Genomic DNA, 18,572 nt, shown 5'->3' on the forward strand with positions numbered 1-18,572 from the left:
TTTAGCCCTCCACCATGTGCAGCAGTTCCCGGGTGGTCGCGTCCGGATCGGCCGCCTCGGTAATAGCGGTGACCAGAGCAATACTGCCCACACCGGTTTGTGCTACCAGAGGAACTCTGTCCTTGCTGATGCCGCCAATCGCTACCAGCGGGAATTCGTCCTGCATCAACGCCACATAGCGGTGCAGCCGCTCCAGGCCCTGCGGGCGGGACGGCATGTCTTTGGTTCTGGTAGGGAAAATATGCCCTAAGGCCAGATAGGACGGCTTCAGCTCCCGGGCCCGCAACATTTCATAATAGCCGTGGGTCGAAAGCCCCAGCTTAAGGCCGGCAGCGCGAATGGCTTCCAGATCTGCCACTTCAATATCTTCCTGCCCCAGATGCACGCCGTAGGCGTTGTGCTCAATGGCCAGCCGCCAGTAATCGTTGATAAACAGCCGGGCGTTGTAACGCCGGCCCAGCGCAACGGCGGCCTTGATATCTTCCACCACTTCGGCGTCGGCTTTGTCCTTGATACGCAGCTGCAGAGTGCGCACGCCCTGTTCCAGCAGTCTCTCCAGCCAGGCAACCGTGGTCACCACCGGGTACAAACCCAGCTTGTGAGTGTCCATGGCGGCAAAGGCACCCTGGGGATGCGGACCACTGATACCCAGTTGCTCCGCCAGGGCACTGCCCGGCATCACCACGGCGGGGAAGTCTTCCAGCCTGGTGGGCCAGCCCAGATGGGCCACCGGACCGGCACCGGCACCGACGCCTTCGGCGGCTTTCAGGCCCTGATTGACATAAGCCTTGGCCAGTACCAGGGCGTCTTCAATCGGGTAGTCCTGGGCCACGGCGGTGGCAATGGCCGACGACAGAGTACAGCCGGTGCCATGACCGTGGCGGGTTTCCAGGCGCGGGCTGGCCAGCCAGATCTCCCGCTCGCCGTCACTGTAGAAGTCGATAGCCTGATCGCCGGCCCAGTCGAGGTGCCCACCCTTGACCAGTACGGCACCCACGCCCATTTCCCGCAGGGCGGCGGCACCAGCGCGCAAGGCCTGAGGAGAGTCGGGCGTGATGCCCGACAGTGCTTCCAGCTCTATGGCGTTGGGGGTGATCAGATCCACTTCCGGCAGCAGATGCTGCTTGATGGCCGGCAGCAGATTGGGCTCGGCCATGGACTGACCGGTGCTGGCAATCGCCACCGGGTCCAGTACCACCCAAGGCTGCCACTGGCGACGGTATTCTTTCAGGTAACGTGCCAATACCTCGGCACGCAGTCCGCCCGGCAGCAGACCAATCTTGATGGCAGCGGCCTGCATGTCGGTGGACAGGGATACCAGCTGGCTGGTAAAGGCCTGCATCAGCACCGGCTCCACCATGGACACCGATACCGAATTCTGGGCGGTGATGGCGGAGATCACCGAGCAGCCGTGGCCGCCCAGTGCCTGTATGGTGTGCAGGTCGGCCTGAATGCCGGCCCCGCCACCCGAGTCGGAACCGGCAATGGTCCAGACAATGGGTTTGGTCATAGAGATTCTTGCTCCAGTTTGTCGGCCTGGTGATACAGTTCACCGCCGCGTTTCTTGAATTCTTCCGACATCTTCGCCATGCCGGCCTGCACCAGTTCAGGCTGGCCGTCCATGCCCACCAGCTGCACCTGAATGTTGTTCTCCAGGCTGGCAGCGTAGTCGCGCACGTCCTGGGTGATCTTCATGGAGCAGAACTTGGGTCCGCACATGGAGCAGAAGTGCGCCACCTTGCCCGATTCCTGAGGCAGGGTCTCATCGTGGTATGCCCGCGCCGTTTCCGGATCCAGAGCCAGGTTGAACTGGTCGTTCCAGCGGAACTCGAAGCGCGCCTTGGACATGGCGTTATCGCGGATCTGGGCACCCGGGTGGCCCTTGGCCAGGTCGGCGGCATGGGCAGCGATCTTGTAGGTAATCAGGCCCTGTTTAACGTCTTCCTTATTGGGCAGGCCCAGGTGCTCCTTGGGTGTAACGTAACAGAGCATGGCACAGCCATACCAGCCAATCAGCGCTGCACCGATGCCGGAGGTAAAATGATCGTAACCCGGAGCGATGTCGGTGGTCAGCGGACCCAGGGTATAGAAGGGAGCTTCATGGCAGTGCTCGAGCTGCTCTTCCATGTTGCGCTTGATCATGTGCATGGGGATGTGGCCGGGACCTTCAATGATCACCTGTACATCGTATTCCCAGGCAATCTTGGTCAGCTCACCCAGGGTATACAGTTCGGCGAACTGAGCTTCGTCGTTGGCATCGGCCACCGAGCCCGGACGCATGCCGTCACCCAGCGACAGGGAAACGTCATAGGCGGCACAGATTTCACAGATCTCGCGGAAATTCTCGTACAGGAAGCTTTCCTTGTGGTGGGTCAGACACCACTTGGCCATGATGGAACCACCGCGGGACACGATACCGGTCACGCGTTTGGCGGTCATGGGCACATAACGCAGCAGTACGCCGGCATGAATGGTGAAATAATCCACGCCCTGCTCGGCCTGTTCGATCAGAGTGTCGCGGAACACTTCCCAGTTCAGGTCTTCGGCTACGCCGTTCACCTTTTCCAGCGCCTGATAGATGGGTACGGTACCGATGGGCACCGGGCTGTTGCGCAGGATCCACTCACGGGTTTCGTGAATGTAGCGGCCGGTGGACAGGTCCATCACGGTATCGGCACCCCAGCGGGTGGACCAAACCAGTTTTTCCACTTCTTCCTCGATGGAAGAAGTCACCGCCGAGTTGCCGATGTTGGCGTTGATCTTCACCAGGAAGTTGCGGCCGATAATCATGGGCTCGGCTTCCGGGTGGTTGATGTTAGCGGGAATGATGGCGCGCCCTTCGGCCACTTCCTTGCGCACGAACTCAGGGGTGATGTTTTCCGGCAGGTTGGCACCGAAGCTCTCGCCCGGATGCTGCTTGAGCAGCAGCTCGTCCCGCACCCGCTCCCGGCCCATGTTTTCGCGAATGGCGATGTATTCCATCTCGGGGGTGATGATGCCTTTGCGGGCGTAGTGCATCTGAGTGACGCACTGGCCGAGTTTGGCCTTGCGCGGCTTGGGCAGGTGCTCGAAACGCAGGTGATCCAGGCCGTCGTCGGCCATGCGCTGCTGGGTAAAGTGGGAGGTGGCGCTTTCCAGTTCTTCGGTATCGTTACGTTCCAGGATCCACTGCTGACGCAGCTGAGGCAGACCCTGACGTACATCGATTTCGGACTCGGGATCACCGTAGGCTCCGGAGGTGTCATACACCGGCACTGGCGCATTGGGCTCGAAAATCGGGTTTTCTTCGCTGCCGCCCTTGAAGCTGTCGGCCAGGGCGATTTCACGCATGGCGACTTTCATATCCGGGCGTGAGCCTTCGAGGTAGATACGGGAAGAATTCGGAAAGGGTTCGCCCTTCAGGTTGTGAATGTATTCCTGGGCCTGGCTGCGAACTTCACGACGGTTTACTTTTTTTGACATAGCAATCTCACTTTGCGTCCATAGGGTGAAAATGCTTGTCGGGAGTGTTGAGAAAGAACCGGCGTACATCCGGTGGCTGGTTCTTACTTGCTTCCCTTCGCAGGTATTAGCCTGATCAGGTTCAACGGATCCCGCAGTTCGCGGTCTCAGCCCGTAAGGGCACTCCGACAAGATGAGCGCAGTATAACCAGACCGAGTTCACAAAATCAAAGGTGATTCGTTGCCATCCGGCGGCCGAAAAGGCATCGGGTCATTACTTTTTTGCATAAGCGGCTGATGGTGAATGACCTGCCACCCCTCAATACGAAGTATCGGTGCGGTTACACTCCGCCGACACGCTTCAAGCCCATCCATGGGGCGCTCGGCACATGCCGTCCATGGCATGTAACGGTCGGCTCCGGTAATCCCCACTGCTACTTCGTGCAACATCGGTGCTGTCTGCTTGCTGTCAGTCAGCTTCATGCATTCCAAGGAGGACAAAGGGTGTCTGCTTCGCCGTGCCCTTTGCGCCATGGATGGCGCAACGGAGCCCCCATGGAAGGGTTTATGGCGTGCCGGAGAAGCAGTGCGCTTTGGCCGACGACATTGCACGCCCCCCTGCAGGTTCAGGCCGCCGCCAGCCCCAATGCCAGCCCGGTGGTCAATATCAGGGTCCCCCTGGCGGTCAGCGCCAGTGCCCGATTCAGCTCGGCCCCCTCGCGGGTCAGCACCAGCCTGAACCCTTGCGCCAGTGGCCACAGTCCTGCCAGCGCTACATAGCCCCAGCCGGTCATCAGCCGCTCGGCGGCCAGCACTGCCAGTGCCAGCACCGCCCCCTGCCAGGCCCGGGCCCGGTGCAGCCCCAGCCGCAATGCCAGGGTACGTTTGCCGGCGGCGCGGTCCCCTGCCATATCACGAATATTGTTGATATTGAGCACCGCCATCGACAGCAGCCCCGCCACCAGCGCCGCCCAACCGCCGGTAGCGGTGAGCTCGGGCCGCATCAGCCAGCCGGTGCCCAGCACCGCCACCAGGCCAAAAAACACAAACACCGCCGCATCTCCCAGCCCCAGGTAACCATAGGGACGCCGGCCCAGGGTATAACCCAGGGCAGCCAGCACCGATAGTGCACCCAACAGTAGAAAACCGAGCCAGGCAGAAACATCGCAGCCCAACGCCAGCGCCAGCAGGGCCAGCCCACTTGCCAGCGACGCCGCTGTTACCTGTATCATGGCCCGGCGCAACTGCAGCGGGGACACTTGCCCCGAGGCCAGCACCCGCACCGGCCCGATGCGCTCAGCGCCGTCGGTACCACGCACACCATCACCATAGTCATTGGCCAGATTGGACACTATCTGCAACAGCAGCGCTGTCAGCAATGCCAGTACCAATATGCCAGGCACCACAGTACCGGCAGACGCCGCGCCCAGCACAATGGATGCCACTGCCAGCGGCAGAGTTTTGGGACGAATGGCCAGCAGCCAGGTTTTCAGGGGCATAAAAAGAATTCCCGCGTTAAATATTGGCCTGATGATACTCACCTGCCCCTGCAATAAACACCACTGTCGCTCGCCTGAACAGCATGTTACCTTTATGTAAAAGTAAATGAATGAGAACCACCCCATGTCTGTTTCCGTTTACCGCTACTCCCTGCCGCTGACCAAGGAAAAAGTAATCGATGGCATAGCCCTGCGTCGCCGCCATGGCTTTTATGTAAACATGAACGGGCATTGGGGCGAGGTCGCTCCGTCTGCCACCGCCGATCCCGCGGCTACCGAAACCGAACTGCTGGCCGCCAGCGAACAACTGGATGCTGGCCTGGAGCCCAACGCCACCCTTCCCTGGGTGCGTTTTGGGCTGGGCTGTGCCCAAACCCCGTTGGTTACTTCTCCCGCCACCAGCCTGCCGCTGCTGGAAGGTGAACGGGAAAGCATTATCCGCGCCTGGCGCTGCCGCCGGGTGCATCCCACCCAGGCCTGGCTGACTCTGACCGGCGATGTGCAGTTTGACGCCGGCCTGGTCCGGGAGTTGTCCATCCTGGTACCCGGGCTCAGGCTGATACTGGATGCCGGCGGCCGGTTAAACGAACAGCAGCTTATCGGGTTGTGGCGACACATTGACGGCCGATCCGTTGACTGGCTGCTGGATCCCGGTGCGGATGAAGCAATAACCCGTGCACTGGCCCGGGAACACGGCTGGCCGGTGGCACTCAGCGCCGACCGGTGCGGCAACGGAACACCCGCCGTTTTTGAAGAGCTCAAGGCGTTGGTGCTGCGCCCTTCCCTGCTGGGTGAACCGGCGCTGTGCCGGCAGCTTGCAAACGCCGCCCGGGCCAAAGGGTTAAAGGTGATGCTGGCAGGCAATCTGGAAAGCGGCCTGGCACACCAGCATATCGCACAACTGGCGGGCGAGCTGACCCCGGAGCGCCCTGCCCTGCTCGACGGCCTGCGTTATCTGCTGCACAGCGGCGTTACCACGCAAGGCCAGCCGGACCCACAGCACCTCACCCTGATTTATGGCCCTGACTGTCTATAAAACCGGCATAAACGACGCACCAAACTGGTGCAAAAGGCAAGGTTTTCTTGGCATCCTGAGGGTAAATCCGTATAGTCAGGCCGATATTTCGACAGGTTCCCAAACTCATGTTTCAAGACAATCCCCTGCTGGCCCAGCTCAAGCAACAAATCCGCGATACCCTTCCCACCAAGGAAGGCATGGTCAAAGGCACCTCCAAAGGCTTTGGCTTTCTCGAAGTCAGTGACAAGGAAAGCTACTTTATTCCGCCGCCGCACATGAAAAAAGTCATGCATGGCGATCACATTACCGCCGTGCTGCGCACCGAAAACGACAAGGAACTGGTCGAGCCCGAGACCCTGATCGAGCCCGGCCTGACCCGTTTTGTGGCTCGGGTGAAGTGGTTCCGTGACCGGCTCAATATCGTGCCCGATCACCCGCTGATGAAAGACGCCATCAAGGCCCGTACCATCAAGGGGATGAACGACAAGGACCTGAAGGAAGGCGACTGGGTACTGGCGGAGCTCAAGCGTCACGCCTTGAAAGATAACGGCTTTTTTGCCGACGTTGTCGAGCTGATCGCCGGCGTAGACGATCCTATCGCCCCCTGGTGGGTAGTGCTGGCCCGCAACAGCCTGGCCAATCAGGCACCGCAGGATCGGGATGAATGGGATCTGCTGGAAGAAACCCTGCCCCGCCAGAACCTGACCGACGTGCCCTTTTTCACCATCGACAGCGAGTCCACTCAGGATATGGACGACGCCCTCAGCGTGAAAAAGCTCGACGATGGTGGCTGGGAGCTGCTGGTCGCCATTGCCGACCCCACTGCCTATGTTGCCCACGACAGCGAGATGGACAAGGTTGCCGCCGAACGTGCCTTTACCGTGTATCTGCCGGGCCGCAATATCCCCATGCTGCCACGCACTCTGGCTGACGAGTTGTGTTCTCTGAAAGAAGGGGAAGACCGCCACGCCCTGTGTGCCCGCATTCATATCGACGCTGATGGTAAAGTGGCCGATGACGCCGACTTTTTCGCCGCCCGCATTCGCTCCCATGCCCGTCTGGCCTACAGCAAGGTCTCCGACTGGGTGGAAGGCACCGGTGACTGGCAGCCCGAGAGCGAGGTGATTGCCGGACAGCTGCGCGATCTCACTGATCTGACCCGCGCCCGCAACAACTGGCGCAGCACCCACGCCATTGTGTTCCCGGATCGTCCCGACTTCCGCTTTGAGCTGGATGACGCCAGCAACGTAGTAGCCATTCATGCCGATCACCGCCGCATTGCCAACCTGATGGTGGAAGAGTCCATGATTGCCGCCAACCTGGCCTGCGGCAACTGGCTGACCAAGCATTGTGGCACCGGTGTATTTAACGTACATGCCGGCTTCGACGAAGAAAAACTGACCCAGCTGCAGGAGCTGCTGAAGGAGCACGAGGCTCCGGTAGATCCTGAAAAACTCACTACCCTGGAAGGGTTCTGCGAGCTGCGCCGCTGGCTGGATTCCCGCGACACCAGCTATCTGGACAACCGGGTACGCCGCTTCCAGTCTTTTGCTGCCATGAGCGTGACGCCTGGCGAGCACTACGGCCTGGGTCTGGATGCCTACGCCACCTGGACCTCACCCATTCGTAAATACGGCGACATCATTAACCACCGGCTGATCAAGGCCATTCTGGCCGAAAAAGCCCATGATGCTCATGCCCCCAATGCCGAACTGGCAGTTCACCTGTCGGAACAGCGTCGCATGCACCGCCGTGCCGAGCGTGACATCGCCGACTGGCTGTATGTACGCTACCTGCAGCCGGCCGTTGCCAACGGTCATGCCTTTGATGCCGAAATCATCGATATCGGTCGGGGCGGCGTAAAACTGCGTCTGCAGGAAAACGGGGCCGTGGTATTCATGCCTTCTTCCCTGATCCTGCCCAACCGGGATCGGCTGGAATGCAGCTGGGACGACGGCCGTGTCTACCTCGACAAACAGCCGGTATACGAGCTGGGCCAGCACATTCAGGTGATCCTGACCGAAGCCATTGAGGACACCCGCTCACTCATCGCCAAGCCGGCCATTCCGCTGGTTCCGGAGAAGCAGGAAAAGCCCGCTTCCTGAGGGTGAATCGCTGATACTGAAAAGGCCTGCAAATGCAGGCCTTTTTACAAACGGCTGACAGCCCTGTGCAACAGGCCATGGATCTCCGCCTGCGCGGAGATGACCCTACGGCAGAAGCAGGAATCGGATAGCAGTTCTGATCTGGGGTCAGCGCCCGGCTCAACGCGAAGAGACCACCAGAAACAGGATCGGGCTTTCGGTGTAGTTATACCAATAGTGGGCCTGGTTGGATGAGTAGAAATGTGACTGCCCAGACTCGAGAGTCATCTTTTCCTGCCCCAGCTGTAAAGTCAAAGAGCCCTTTACTACAAACACAAACTCATGACCTATATGGGAAAAAGGTTCTCCCTCGCTTTGCCCCGGCTCAAGGGTCACCAGAATGGGGTGGAATTCGGGGTTGGGAAAGGAAGCCGCCAGATCTTCATAGTAAAAAGAAACATTCTCAAGTGATCGTTCTGATTCCGCAAAAAAGATACTGGGATTCACCTCCAACACCTCTGCAATTTTACGTAAGGACTCAAGCGTAACGCTTGACTTGCCCCGTTCAACCTGTGACAGAAAGCTGATCGAGACTCCCGCTCCCTCTGAAAGAGCTTTCAACGTTAACTTTTTTTCCTTGCGAATCTTCTTCAACTGCTCGCCTAACACACAAAATCTCCCGCAACTTCAGCATTTTCGTCCCATATTCCTCCATCATACTATCAACGAAAATATTGTTGACAAAAAATTAACATCTACCTAGGATGAAATTGAAGTGTAACTTCAATTCAGTGGATGATGAGGAAACATAATGGATAAAAAAACACGGCGGGTGCTGATTGCCAGCCTGGTCGGCAGCTCAATCGAATGGTTTGATTACTTTCTGTACGGCACCATGGCCGCACTCGTTTTTAATCAAATATTCTTTGTCAGTGACGACCCAACACTCGGCTTGATCATAGCTTATGCCTCCTTTGCTTTATCGTTCTTTATCCGCCCCTTTGGTGGAATAATATTCAGTCATATCGGTGACCGCATTGGACGCAAGAAAACCCTTGTTATTACCTTAAGCCTGATGGGGGCATCAACCTTTGCCATGGGGTTGCTGCCTACTTATCAAGCCATTGGTGTTGCCGCTCCCATACTGCTGATTACACTGCGCCTTATCCAGGGGCTGGGCATCGGTGGCGAATGGGGTGGTGCACTGCTGCTGGCCACTGAATATGCGCCACCGGAAAAGCGCGGTTTCTTCGGTTCCATTCCACAAATGGGCGTCACCATTGGTATGGTGATGGGAACACTCGCCCTCTGGATTATGAATTTACTGCCTGAAGATTCCTTTATGACCTGGGGATGGCGTGTACCCTTTATTCTAAGCGCCCTGCTTGTTGTATTCGGACTCTGGATCCGTAAAGGAATAGACGAAACACCCGAGTTCCAGGCCGTTAAAAACAGTGGTGAGATCCCTAAGATTCCCTTAGTTGAAACACTGCGTTACCACTGGCGAGAAGTGTTAATTACCATTGGAGCCAAAGTAGTAGAAACAGCGCCTTTCTATATTTTCAGCACCTTTATTGTTTCTTATGCCACAACCAATCTTAACTTCTCGCGTTCCGCTACGCTGGGAGCCGTTATGATTGCCACTGTGGTAACCACCATACTTATTCCTATTATGGGGGCTCTATCCGACCGTATAGGACGTAAAAAAATGTATGTTGCCGGCACCCTGGCAATGATGGCCTATGCCTTCCCCTACTTCTGGTTGCTCCACCAGGGCAGTGTCACCCTTCTGGTAATAGCAACCGTTATTGGGTTGGGAATTATCTGGGCACCAATAACAGCGGTTCTAGGCACCATGTTTTCTGAAATCTTTGATGCCAAGGTACGCTATACCGGTGTTTCTCTGGGTTACCAGATTGGTGCCGCCATTGCCGGCGGAACAGCGCCACTGGTAGCAACCGCGCTGCTTGCCACCTTTGACAACTCTTATGTGCCAGTATCTATTTACATAATTTTTACCGCTCTCATTTCGCTGCTTTCTATCTGCTCGATTAAAGCCCAAGCACCTCAAAGAGCACCTCAGCCAGCATACTGACATCATTATCCTGGCCCGGATTAAGTCCGGGCTTTTCATTACAGGAGAAACCCTATATGAAAATCATCAATGAATCCGAGATTCAGCAATTTTATCATATGAAGCATGCTGTTCGAGATGTAGAAAACATACTTCGCATGATTTCAGCTGGTCGCATTATCAATCCTCACCGGACTGTTATTCCAGTAAAAGATAAAAATGGGTCTGTTCTTTATATGCCCTGCTCGGATGGAAATGAATTTGGTGCAATAAAAATAGTTTCCATCTTTCCCCTTAATCCGGAGCAAAACCTGCCAACCACCCAAGGCAAAATTTTGCTGACCGAGCTGCAAACCGGCGAGCACCTTAGTCTTATAGATGGCTCCTATCTTACCCGTCTGCGCACCGGAGCCCTGAGTGCTATTTCCTGCAAATATCTGGCCCGTCAGGACAGCAAGACTTTGGCCGTTATCGGCACCGGTGCCATGGCCTTTGAACAGGTTCTGGGTGTACTGGAAACACTCCCTATTGAGACTATTTTCCTGGTTAACCGAACACCAGAAAAAGCACAAGACTTCGCAGATCGTTTAGCAAGATTTGGCGTTAAAGCCAGAACTGAAATCGTTACCGATGCTGATAAAGCCGTTGCCAATGCTGACGTGGTCTGCTGTGCAACACGCTCTACCCAAGATGTTTTCTCGGCGGCAGCAGTCAAACCTGGCACCCACATTATGGGCGTAGGAAGCTATTTACCTGAAATGCGGGAGATCCCTGTAAACCTGATTCCACAGGCCGATGCCATTTATGTTGACGACCTGGACGGTGTAAAAGCAGAGGCAGGTGAACTGATTGACGCAGAAAACCAGGGCATCTGGAATTTTAATAAAGTGACCGGCTCTCTCAATAATCTGCTGGATACCCCCTATACCCGCAAAGAGGATGAGATCACCATCTTCAAATCTGTAGGTGCCGCCCACTTTGATCTTGCTGTTGCGAAAGGTGTTTACCAATTGTTTCAAGAGTAAGACGGTAATCATCTGGCCAACCTCTGATCACTCCGGTTGATGATCAGCAACAAAACGGCTGGCAGCCCTGTGCAACATGCCATGGATCTCCGCCTGCGCGGAGATGACATCGCAGCAGCAGGCTGTGGATAGCAGAACTGGCATCGACCTGACCATCAGACTAAAGGCCTGCATTTGCAGGCCTTTTTACCAGTGGCTGACAGCCCTGTGCAGCAGGCCGTGATCTCCGCGCAGGCGGAGATCACACCAGCAATCAGCCGATATGTTTAAGCAGCAGCTCGGCAAACTGCGCCGGTGCTTCTACCGAGGGCACGTGGCCCACCTGTTCCAGGATCACCGGTGCGTCCGCCCCGGCACAGCAGGCCAGGTGTTCCAGGGATTCCGGCGGGGTGGCGACGTCATCACGACCACCAACCAGCAGCAACGACACATCATGTTCTTTCAGCTGTTCACTGAAGTTGCTGGCCCCCAGCATCTCGCACAGCAGGGCGTAGCTGTTGGCATTGCCCCGGCCCATGATGGTGCTCCAGCCCGGCTGCAGGGCCGGTTCACGCTCACAGGCCAGCGGCCCGAACCAGCGCGGAACAATCTCGTTTGCCATCACTGCCAGACCATTTTCACGTACAGCTCCTGCCCGTGCCTGCCAGGCCTCGGCGGTGCCGATGACCGCACCGGTATTGGTGAGGGTGGCAGAGAGCAGGCGGCCGGCATTGGTGCTCAGCAATTGCTGGCCAATCACGCCACCGATAGAGGTGCCGACAAAGTGAAACCGTCCGCCACCAGCCATCTCGACCAGGGCCAGCACTTCCTCCGCCAGAGCAGCGGGGGTAATACGCTCATCACGCCAGGCTGCGCTGCTGCCATGGCCGGGCAGATCCCAGCTCAGTACCCGGTAACGGGGCAACAGTTCCGGCAGCAGGTCGTCCCACACTGCCTGAGTCATGCCCAGGGGATGCGCCAGTACCACCAGCGGCCGAGAAGGGTCGCCCAGCAGGCGGTAGCCCACAGCACGATCGTTTATGTTCAGAAATGACATTGTGCCTCCAACTGATAAGAGTCTCGCCTTAAACCCGTTCAATCAGGGTGGCAATTCCCTGACCTACACCCACACACATGGTACACAAGGCCAGTCGCTTGTTCTGCCGGTGCAGTTCATGGGCGGCAGTTTGCAGCAGGCGGGCACCGGACATACCTAGCGGATGGCCCAGCGCAATGGCACCACCATTGGGGTTGACCCGGGTATCATCGTCTTTCAGACCCAGCTCGCGCATACAGGCCAGAGCCTGGGCGGCAAACGCTTCGTTAAACTCAAACAAGTCGATGTCATCCATCGACAGGCCATGGCGTTCCAGCAGCTTGCGCACCGCCGGTACCGGGCCGGCACCCATAATACGCGGCTCCACCCCGGCAGTCGCCATGCCCAGTATCCGCGCCATCGGCTTGAGGCCATGACGCGCTACCGCCTCTTCGCTGGCAATCAGCATGGCGGCAGCACCGTCGTTCACTCCCGAGGCATTACCGGCGGTCACACTGCCACCGTCACGGAACGGCGCAGGCAACCGGCCCAGTTTCTCAACGGTGGTGCCCGGCCGCAGGTGCTCGTCATCGGCGAAGATCAGCGGCTCCTGCTTGCGGCGGGGGATTTCCACCGGCACGATTTCCTCGGCAAAGCGACCACTGCGCTGGGCAACTTCCGCCTTTTCCTGCGAGCGGGCGGCAAAGGCGTCCTGATCTTCCCGGGAAATACCGAACTGTTCGGCGAGGTTCTCCGCCGTTTCCGGCATGGTATCTACCCCATACTGAGCTTTCATCAGCGGGTTGATAAAACGCCAGCCAATGGTGGTGTCTTCAATCGCCTGATTACGGCTGAACGCACTGTCAGCCTTGCCCATCACAAAAGGCGCGCGGGACATAGATTCCACGCCGCCGGCCAGCACCAGATCCAGCTCGCCGGCCTTGATGGCGCGCACCGCCGTGCCTACCGCATCCATGCCTGAGCCGCACAGACGGTTGATGGTAGTGCCGGGCACGCTGACCGGCAGGCCCGCCAGCAGCGATGACATACGCGCCACATTGCGGTTGTCTTCCCCGGCCTGGTTGGCACAACCCATGATGACTTCATCGATGGCCGCCGGATCCAGATCCGGGACCTGGGCCAGCACGGCTTCAAACACGCGGGCCGCCAGATCATCGGGGCGCACCGCCGCCAGGGTGCCGCCGAAGCGGCCAATAGCGGTACGGCGGGGGTGACAGAGATAAACGGATTTCATTGGCCACCCTCCCGGGCCACCGGCCTGGCATGGTGCTCGGCGGTTCTGGCCTTGAGGTCACGCAGAATGGTCAGCTCCTCACCGCTCGGCTCCGGGGTCAGCGCCAGTTCGTCGGCAAAGCGCACCGGCCAACCGGTGGCCTCGGTTACCTGCTCACGGGTCACGCCCGGGTGCAGGGAAAGTACGATCAGCTCTCTGGTGTCGGCGTCGGGGGCCATCACACACAGGTCGGTAATCACCTTGGTCGGGCCCTTGCCAATATTGGGCACATTGTCACGGCCCTTGCCGTCCCGGCCAAAGCCCAGGGTGGTAATGAAATCCACCGCTTCCACAAAGGCCCGTGGTGAGTGCTTGAGAGTGATAAACACTTCCCTGGAGTTGGTAGCAATCTCGGGCGCGCCGCCGCCGCCGGGCAGGCGTACCTTGGGTGACTGGTAGTCACCAATCAGGGTGGTGTTGAGGTTGGCATAACGGTCGATCTGCGCGGTGCCGAGAAAACCCACATCGATATGACCGCCCTGCAGCCAGTAACGGAACATCTCGGGTACTGCCACTGTGGTCAGCGCCTGCTCACACAGTTCGCCGTCGCCGATGGACAGCGGCAGAATGTCGGGGCGGGTCTGCAGCGTGCCGGATTCATAAATCAGGGTCACTTCAGGAGCGTGGGTCAGACGGGCCAGGTTGGCCGCCTCACTGGGCAGGCCGATACCCACAAAGCAGGTCATGCCGTTGCTCAAGGCACGCGCGGCGGTCACCGTCATCATTTCGGAAGCGGTATATTCGGTAGTCATCAGGCTTGCCCTCCTGCGTTGTAAACGTTCTGCTGCAGCCATTCATTAAAGCTGTCACGATCGCGGGAGATCGCGTCCCATTCCTTGTAGAAGCTGTTATTTCTTTCGTAATAACCGTGAGCGTAAGACGGTGCCGCGCCACCTTTGGCCTCGGCGATGGCAGTAATGGCCCAGCCCGGTATCACACAGGCGTTGGCATCGGCCTGCAGGTCGTCGACGACCTCTTCCACAGTAACAATGCTGTGTTGGGCGGCCAGTACCGCCTCCTTCTGCACTCCCACGATGCCGGACACCAGCACGTTGCCCTGACGGTCGGCACGCTGGGCATGAACGATGCTGACATCGGGCCGCACCGCCGGCACCGCCGCCAGCCGTTCGCCGGTGAAGGGACACTCAATAAAACGGATCTGCGGATTCACCTTGGGCAGGTCACTACCGATGTAACCGCGCAGCACCGCCAGAGGCAGGCCGGCGGCTCCCGCTTCATAGGCACAGGCCATGGCGGCATGACTGTGCTCCAGGATCTCCAGCTTGTGGGGCCAGCCCTTTTCTACCGCATCCCGCAGCCGGTGCAGAGAGCCCACACCCGGGTTACCACCCCAGGAGAAGATCAGCCGCTCGGCACAGCCGGCACCGATCAGCTGGTCATAGATGATGTCGGGGGTCATGCGGATCAGGGTCAGACCACGCTTTTCCTGACGAATAATTTCGTGTCCCGCGGCAAAAGGGATCAGATGGGTAAAACCCTCCATGGCGACGGTAGCGCCGTCCTGAAGGTAACGAGCGACCGCGTCGTGCAGGCTCATGAATTGGGCCATGGGTATCGCCTCCCTGGGTAAGTGATGAGTTCACATTGCGAACTTGGGTTTGCATTGCGAACATGTTTACACCGGTTTACCCTGGGTGGCAAATCCTGTTTGTCCAAAAAATCTCGAAAGGGAAGCTAATAGCATGAAAATAAAGAAGTTATTTTTTGTACAAAAAAAGCGGAAACCAGGGATGGAAAAATAAATGTTCGTTATACGAACTTATTGCTATGATGCGAGCTGGATTCCGGCCCATTCCTCACAGGAGCAACACTCATGACCACAGACGACAGACTCAGCCCACAGGACAGGGACTTCGTGGCTGCTCTGGCAAGCGGGCTGGAAGTACTGCAGGCGTTTGATCAGCAGCATCCCCGTATGACCCTGAGCGAAGTGGCAGCAAAAACCGGTATGGACAGGGCCAAGGCCCGGCGCTTCTTACTGACCCTGCACGCCCTTGGCTACCTGGACAAACAGCAACGCCACTTCGCCCTGACCCCCAGAGTGCTGCAACTGGGAAATTCCTTTCTTGCCGCCAACCCTTACCGGATGGTGATCCAGCACTACCTGGAAGAGATCACCCGGGAGATCGGCGAGTCCACTTCCCTCGCCGTGCTCGACGGCGACGAAGTGGTCTACATCGCCCGTTCTGCCGCCGAGCACCGGCTGATGGCCATCCGCCTGTCGGTTGGCACCCGGCTGCCGGCCGCCTACACCTCCATGGGCCGGGTGCTGCTGGCCCAATTGCCCGACGTGCAGTTGAACGCCTACCTGGATCAGGTCCAGTTACAGGCCTATACCGCACACAGCATTACCGACCGGAAAACCCTGGAGCAGGCCCTGGAGCAGGTGCGCCGGCAGGGCTATGCCATTGTCGATCAGGAACTGGACTCGGGGCTGCGTTCACTGGCGGTGCCGGCCTTCGATCAACAGGGCAGGCTGCTCGGTGCCATCAACATCAGCACCAATGCTGCCCGGGTCGATATGGATACTCTCACCGGCCGGTTTCTGCCGCTGTTACAGGACAAAGCTAGGCAAATCCGGGAAACACTGCAGGGTTAACGCGACGGCGAACTCAGGGGTAACGCCCACTCAGCCGGTTTTCCACCAGTTCCGCCAGTATGGTATTCACCAGTCGCATCGCCGCGTTGGGGTTCTCGCCCCGACGTCGCGAGGCAATCACCGGAATGGAGAGCTGCTCATCCGCTACCGGGACAAACTCCACCCCTTCCCGCTGCAACTTGTGCACCTGCTCCGGCACCAGGGCAAAACCCATGTCCGAGGCCACCAGCGACAGCGCCGTCTGCAGATCATTGACCTGCTGGATCACTTGCAGCTTCAGACCCCGGCGATGAAATAAACCCTGAGCAATATCGGCAAAGTTGGGGCCGGCGCCGGCGGGAAAAGTCACCATCGGCACCTCGGCGAGCTGCGCCATGGTCGGGGCCTGCCGGGTCAGGGGATGAGAGGCCGGCAGAGCGGCGATAAGGGGCTCGTTGAACAGCACCTCCTGCTCCACATCCGGATCATCAATTCGCACCCGGCCAAAACCGATATCAATTTTTCCACTCTTGAGCGCCTCCACCTGCTCCTGGGTCTTGAGCTCATGCAGCACAATTTCCAGGTTTTTGTTACGCCTTAAGCGGCGCACCATAAAAGGTAACTGGCCGTAAAATACCGATGGCACAAAGCCGATGGAAAACACCGTCTTGCGCAGCTGGGCGATTTGCCGGGTACCCTCAATGCTGGCTTCCAGCCGCTCCATGATGGTCCGTGCCTGCTGCAGAAAATACAGTCCTCCCTGGGTCAGCTCCAGCCCCCGCGCCTTGCGAATAAACAACTGCACCCCCAGCTCCTCCTCCAGCTGCTTGATTTGGCGGGTCAGCGGCGGCTGGGCGATATACAGCCGCTCCGCCGCCCGGGTCAGGTTCAGCTCTTCCGCCACCGCAATGAAATAGCGCAGGTGCCTCAGCTCCATCCATACCTCCAGGGTATTGCTTGCGACTTAATCAATATTGGTGGGTATGACAGCGCAAATGTAACCTCCTTGCAACAAAACATTATCACCAAGGCGGCAGAGGTCACATGTCAGCAACCATTCATTCCATCGAGGCCATACTGGTCGACATTCCGACCATCCGCCCGCACCAGCTCTCCATGGCCACCATGGCCGTGCAGACCATGGTTATCGTGCGCATGCTAGACACCGACGGCCTGGAAGGCATCGGCGAAGCCACCACCATCGGCGGACTGGCCTACGGCCCCGAAAGCCCCGAAAGCGTCAAGCTGACCATCGATACCTACTTCGCGCCGCTGCTGCTGGGACAGCCCGCAGACGCCATCAATACCTTAAGGGTAAGGCTCAATCGCGCCGCCCGCGGTAACAACCTGGCCAAGTCCGCCATCGAAACCGCCCTGCTCGACCTGCTCGGCAAACGCCTCAACCAGCCCCTGCACCAGCTGCTCGGCGGTGCCATCCGCCAGCACATACCGGTGCTCTGGACCCTCGCCAGCGGCGATACCCAGACGGACATCGATGAGGCCAAACGCCTGCTCGCCGAGCAACGACACTGCGACTTCAAGCTGAAAATCGGCAGCCGACCGCTGATGGACGACGTTCGCCACGTCGCCGCCATCAAGGCCGCCGTCGGTGACCGCGCCAGCGTCCGTGTCGACGTCAACCAGGCCTGGGATGAAAGCACCGCCGCCCGTGGCATGGCCGAACTGCAGGCCGCCGGCATCGACCTGGTCGAGCAGCCCACCCCGATGAAGGATTACCCCGCCCTGGTCCGCCTGGCACAAAAGTTCCACCTGCCCATTCTGGCCGATGAAGCCGTGGCCGACGCCAGCGACATGTTCACCCTGGCCTCCGCCGGCTTCGCCGGGGCCATCGCCCTGAAAATTGCCAAGGCCGGTGGCCCCCTGCAGGCTCTGAAAGTGGCCAATGTGGCCAGTGCCGCCGGCATCGGACTCTATGGCGGCACCCTGCTCGAAGGCACCATCGGCAGCGTCGCTTCCCTGCACGCCTGGGCCACCCTCGACACCCTGCACTGGGGCACCGAAATGTTCGGCCCCCTGTTGCTGAAGGACGACATCGTGGAAACGCCGCTGCACTTCCACAACAACGGCGTCGCCCTGCCCGAAGGGCCGGGACTGGGCGTCACCATCAATGAAGACAAGCTGGCCGAATACCGCCGCCACTAAGCCCTCGCCACCCACGAGTAACAGGAGAAAAGCATGCTGTTCAAAGTCGAAATGAAGGTCAATCTGCCCCACGACATGTCCCCCGAGGTGGCCGCCGACATCAAGGCCCGGGAAAAAGCCTACGCCCAGGAGCTGCAAACCCAGGGCAAGTGGCGTCACCTGTGGCGGGTCGCCGGCAGCTACGCCAACGTCAGCATTTTTGATGTGGCCGACAACGCCGAGCTGCAGGACCTGATTAGCGCCCTGCCGCTGTTTCCCTACATGGATATCACGGTCGCCCCCCTGTGCCGGCATCCGTCTTCCATTCATCAGGATGACCGCTAAATAACCTGAGTTACCCCTAGACCAAATAAAAATCAG

The 18,572-nt window shown here is 58.6% G+C and carries 16 protein-coding genes and 1 riboswitch; of the genes, 7 read left to right on the plus strand and 9 right to left on the minus strand.

Annotated elements, in window-relative coordinates:
- Nucleotide 1: 1 nt before the first annotated feature.
- From thiE to menA, 3 genes are all read right to left on the minus strand, one after another.
- Complete coding sequence (thiE, locus tag B6S09_RS12120; RefSeq protein ID WP_094278748.1) at nucleotides 2–1,510, minus strand: thiamine phosphate synthase; 1,509 nt, start codon at nucleotides 1,508–1,510, stop codon at nucleotides 2–4.
- Entirely contained in the window at nucleotides 1,507–3,462 is a 1,956-nt protein-coding gene (gene thiC, locus B6S09_RS12125; protein WP_094278749.1) for a phosphomethylpyrimidine synthase ThiC, read from the minus strand. The genes thiE and thiC overlap by 4 nt, the downstream gene beginning before the upstream one ends.
- Before the next feature lie 74 nt (nucleotides 3,463–3,536).
- Nucleotides 3,537–3,639: riboswitch (TPP riboswitch) on the minus strand.
- A gap of 428 nt (nucleotides 3,640–4,067) precedes the next feature.
- The gene (menA, locus tag B6S09_RS12135; protein ID WP_094278751.1) at nucleotides 4,068–4,940 is read right to left on the minus strand and encodes a 1,4-dihydroxy-2-naphthoate octaprenyltransferase; all 873 of its coding nucleotides are present in this window, start codon (nucleotides 4,938–4,940) and stop codon (nucleotides 4,068–4,070) included.
- 124 nt (nucleotides 4,941–5,064) lie between these two features.
- On the opposite strand from menA, the gene B6S09_RS12140 reads away from it, so the two are divergent.
- Together B6S09_RS12140 and B6S09_RS12145 are read left to right on the plus strand one after the other, a co-directional pair.
- Nucleotides 5,065–5,976, plus strand: a complete 912-nt coding sequence (locus B6S09_RS12140; RefSeq protein WP_094278752.1) for an enolase-like domain-containing protein — start codon at nucleotides 5,065–5,067, stop codon at nucleotides 5,974–5,976.
- Nucleotides 5,977–6,083: 107 nt separating this feature from the next.
- The gene (locus B6S09_RS12145) at nucleotides 6,084–8,063 is read left to right on the plus strand and encodes an exoribonuclease II (RefSeq protein ID WP_094278753.1); all 1,980 of its coding nucleotides are present in this window, start codon (nucleotides 6,084–6,086) and stop codon (nucleotides 8,061–8,063) included.
- Between the two features lie 159 nt (nucleotides 8,064–8,222).
- Here B6S09_RS12145 and B6S09_RS12150 read toward each other — a convergent pair whose 3' ends face one another.
- Nucleotides 8,223–8,711, minus strand: coding sequence for a helix-turn-helix domain-containing protein (locus tag B6S09_RS12150; protein ID WP_094278754.1), 489 nt, complete (start codon nucleotides 8,709–8,711; stop codon nucleotides 8,223–8,225).
- A gap of 142 nt (nucleotides 8,712–8,853) precedes the next feature.
- Between B6S09_RS12150 and B6S09_RS12155 the strand changes: the two genes are divergently transcribed.
- Complete coding sequence (locus B6S09_RS12155; RefSeq protein ID WP_094278755.1) at nucleotides 8,854–10,137, plus strand: MFS transporter; 1,284 nt, start codon at nucleotides 8,854–8,856, stop codon at nucleotides 10,135–10,137.
- 56 nt (nucleotides 10,138–10,193) lie between these two features.
- Entirely contained in the window at nucleotides 10,194–11,141 is a 948-nt protein-coding gene (locus tag B6S09_RS12160) for an ornithine cyclodeaminase family protein (RefSeq protein WP_094278756.1), read from the plus strand.
- Nucleotides 11,142–11,394: 253 nt separating this feature from the next.
- On the opposite strand, the gene B6S09_RS12165 is transcribed toward B6S09_RS12160, so the two are convergent.
- From B6S09_RS12165 to B6S09_RS12180, 4 genes are read right to left on the minus strand one after another with little or no spacing between them, the layout of a single operon-like run.
- Nucleotides 11,395–12,177 (minus strand): alpha/beta fold hydrolase, encoded by a 783-nt coding sequence (locus tag B6S09_RS12165; RefSeq protein WP_094278757.1) that lies wholly within the window; start codon nucleotides 12,175–12,177, stop codon nucleotides 11,395–11,397.
- 28 nt (nucleotides 12,178–12,205) lie between these two features.
- Nucleotides 12,206–13,411, minus strand: a complete 1,206-nt coding sequence (gene pcaF / locus B6S09_RS12170; protein ID WP_094278758.1) for a 3-oxoadipyl-CoA thiolase — start codon at nucleotides 13,409–13,411, stop codon at nucleotides 12,206–12,208.
- The gene (locus tag B6S09_RS12175; RefSeq protein ID WP_094278759.1) at nucleotides 13,408–14,202 is read right to left on the minus strand and encodes a CoA-transferase subunit beta; all 795 of its coding nucleotides are present in this window, start codon (nucleotides 14,200–14,202) and stop codon (nucleotides 13,408–13,410) included. Before B6S09_RS12175 ends, pcaF begins: the two co-directional genes overlap by 4 nt.
- Entirely contained in the window at nucleotides 14,202–15,020 is an 819-nt protein-coding gene (locus B6S09_RS12180) for a CoA transferase subunit A (RefSeq protein WP_094278760.1), read from the minus strand. Before B6S09_RS12180 ends, B6S09_RS12175 begins: the two co-directional genes overlap by 1 nt.
- 264 nt (nucleotides 15,021–15,284) lie before the next feature.
- Here B6S09_RS12180 and B6S09_RS12185 point away from each other — a divergent pair, with 264 nt between their 5' ends.
- A complete protein-coding gene (locus B6S09_RS12185) occupies nucleotides 15,285–16,070 on the plus strand; it encodes an IclR family transcriptional regulator domain-containing protein (protein ID WP_094278761.1) in 786 nt (261 codons plus the stop codon).
- A 13-nt stretch (nucleotides 16,071–16,083) separates the two neighbouring features.
- On the opposite strand, the gene B6S09_RS12190 is transcribed toward B6S09_RS12185, so the two are convergent.
- Nucleotides 16,084–16,986: a LysR family transcriptional regulator gene (locus tag B6S09_RS12190; protein WP_094278762.1), complete on the minus strand. Its 903-nt coding sequence runs from the start codon at nucleotides 16,984–16,986 to the stop codon at nucleotides 16,084–16,086.
- 107 nt (nucleotides 16,987–17,093) lie between these two features.
- On the opposite strand from B6S09_RS12190, the gene B6S09_RS12195 reads away from it, so the two are divergent.
- The gene (locus B6S09_RS12195) at nucleotides 17,094–18,212 is read left to right on the plus strand and encodes a muconate/chloromuconate family cycloisomerase (RefSeq protein WP_094278763.1); all 1,119 of its coding nucleotides are present in this window, start codon (nucleotides 17,094–17,096) and stop codon (nucleotides 18,210–18,212) included.
- A 33-nt stretch (nucleotides 18,213–18,245) separates the two neighbouring features.
- Entirely contained in the window at nucleotides 18,246–18,536 is a 291-nt protein-coding gene (catC, locus tag B6S09_RS12200; protein WP_094278764.1) for a muconolactone Delta-isomerase, read from the plus strand.
- Nucleotides 18,537–18,572 lie beyond the last annotated feature (36 nt).

Source organism: Oceanimonas baumannii (genome assembly GCF_002245495.1).
GTDB lineage: Bacteria > Pseudomonadota > Gammaproteobacteria > Enterobacterales > Aeromonadaceae > Oceanimonas > Oceanimonas baumannii.

Bases quoted from the DNA above. Each gene is read 5' to 3' on its own strand.
- B6S09_RS12145 (WP_094278753.1), top strand. From the start codon at position 6,084: ATGTTTCAAGACAATCCCCTGCTGGCCCAGCTCAAGCAACAAATCCGC.
- B6S09_RS12175 (WP_094278759.1), bottom strand. From the start codon at position 14,202: ATGACTACCGAATATACCGCTTCCGAAATGATGACGGTGACCGCCGCG.
- B6S09_RS12180 (WP_094278760.1), bottom strand. From the start codon at position 15,020: ATGGCCCAATTCATGAGCCTGCACGACGCGGTCGCTCGTTACCTTCAG.
- thiC (WP_094278749.1), bottom strand. From the start codon at position 3,462: ATGTCAAAAAAAGTAAACCGTCGTGAAGTTCGCAGCCAGGCCCAGGAA.
- B6S09_RS12165 (WP_094278757.1), bottom strand. From the start codon at position 12,177: ATGTCATTTCTGAACATAAACGATCGTGCTGTGGGCTACCGCCTGCTG.
- B6S09_RS12185 (WP_094278761.1), top strand. From the start codon at position 15,285: ATGACCACAGACGACAGACTCAGCCCACAGGACAGGGACTTCGTGGCT.
- pcaF (WP_094278758.1), bottom strand. From the start codon at position 13,411: ATGAAATCCGTTTATCTCTGTCACCCCCGCCGTACCGCTATTGGCCGC.
- B6S09_RS12195 (WP_094278763.1), top strand. From the start codon at position 17,094: ATGTCAGCAACCATTCATTCCATCGAGGCCATACTGGTCGACATTCCG.
- thiE (WP_094278748.1), bottom strand. From the start codon at position 1,510: ATGACCAAACCCATTGTCTGGACCATTGCCGGTTCCGACTCGGGTGGC.
- B6S09_RS12140 (WP_094278752.1), top strand. From the start codon at position 5,065: ATGTCTGTTTCCGTTTACCGCTACTCCCTGCCGCTGACCAAGGAAAAA.
- catC (WP_094278764.1), top strand. From the start codon at position 18,246: ATGCTGTTCAAAGTCGAAATGAAGGTCAATCTGCCCCACGACATGTCC.
- B6S09_RS12190 (WP_094278762.1), bottom strand. From the start codon at position 16,986: ATGGAGCTGAGGCACCTGCGCTATTTCATTGCGGTGGCGGAAGAGCTG.
- B6S09_RS12160 (WP_094278756.1), top strand. From the start codon at position 10,194: ATGAAAATCATCAATGAATCCGAGATTCAGCAATTTTATCATATGAAG.
- B6S09_RS12155 (WP_094278755.1), top strand. From the start codon at position 8,854: ATGGATAAAAAAACACGGCGGGTGCTGATTGCCAGCCTGGTCGGCAGC.
- menA (WP_094278751.1), bottom strand. From the start codon at position 4,940: ATGCCCCTGAAAACCTGGCTGCTGGCCATTCGTCCCAAAACTCTGCCG.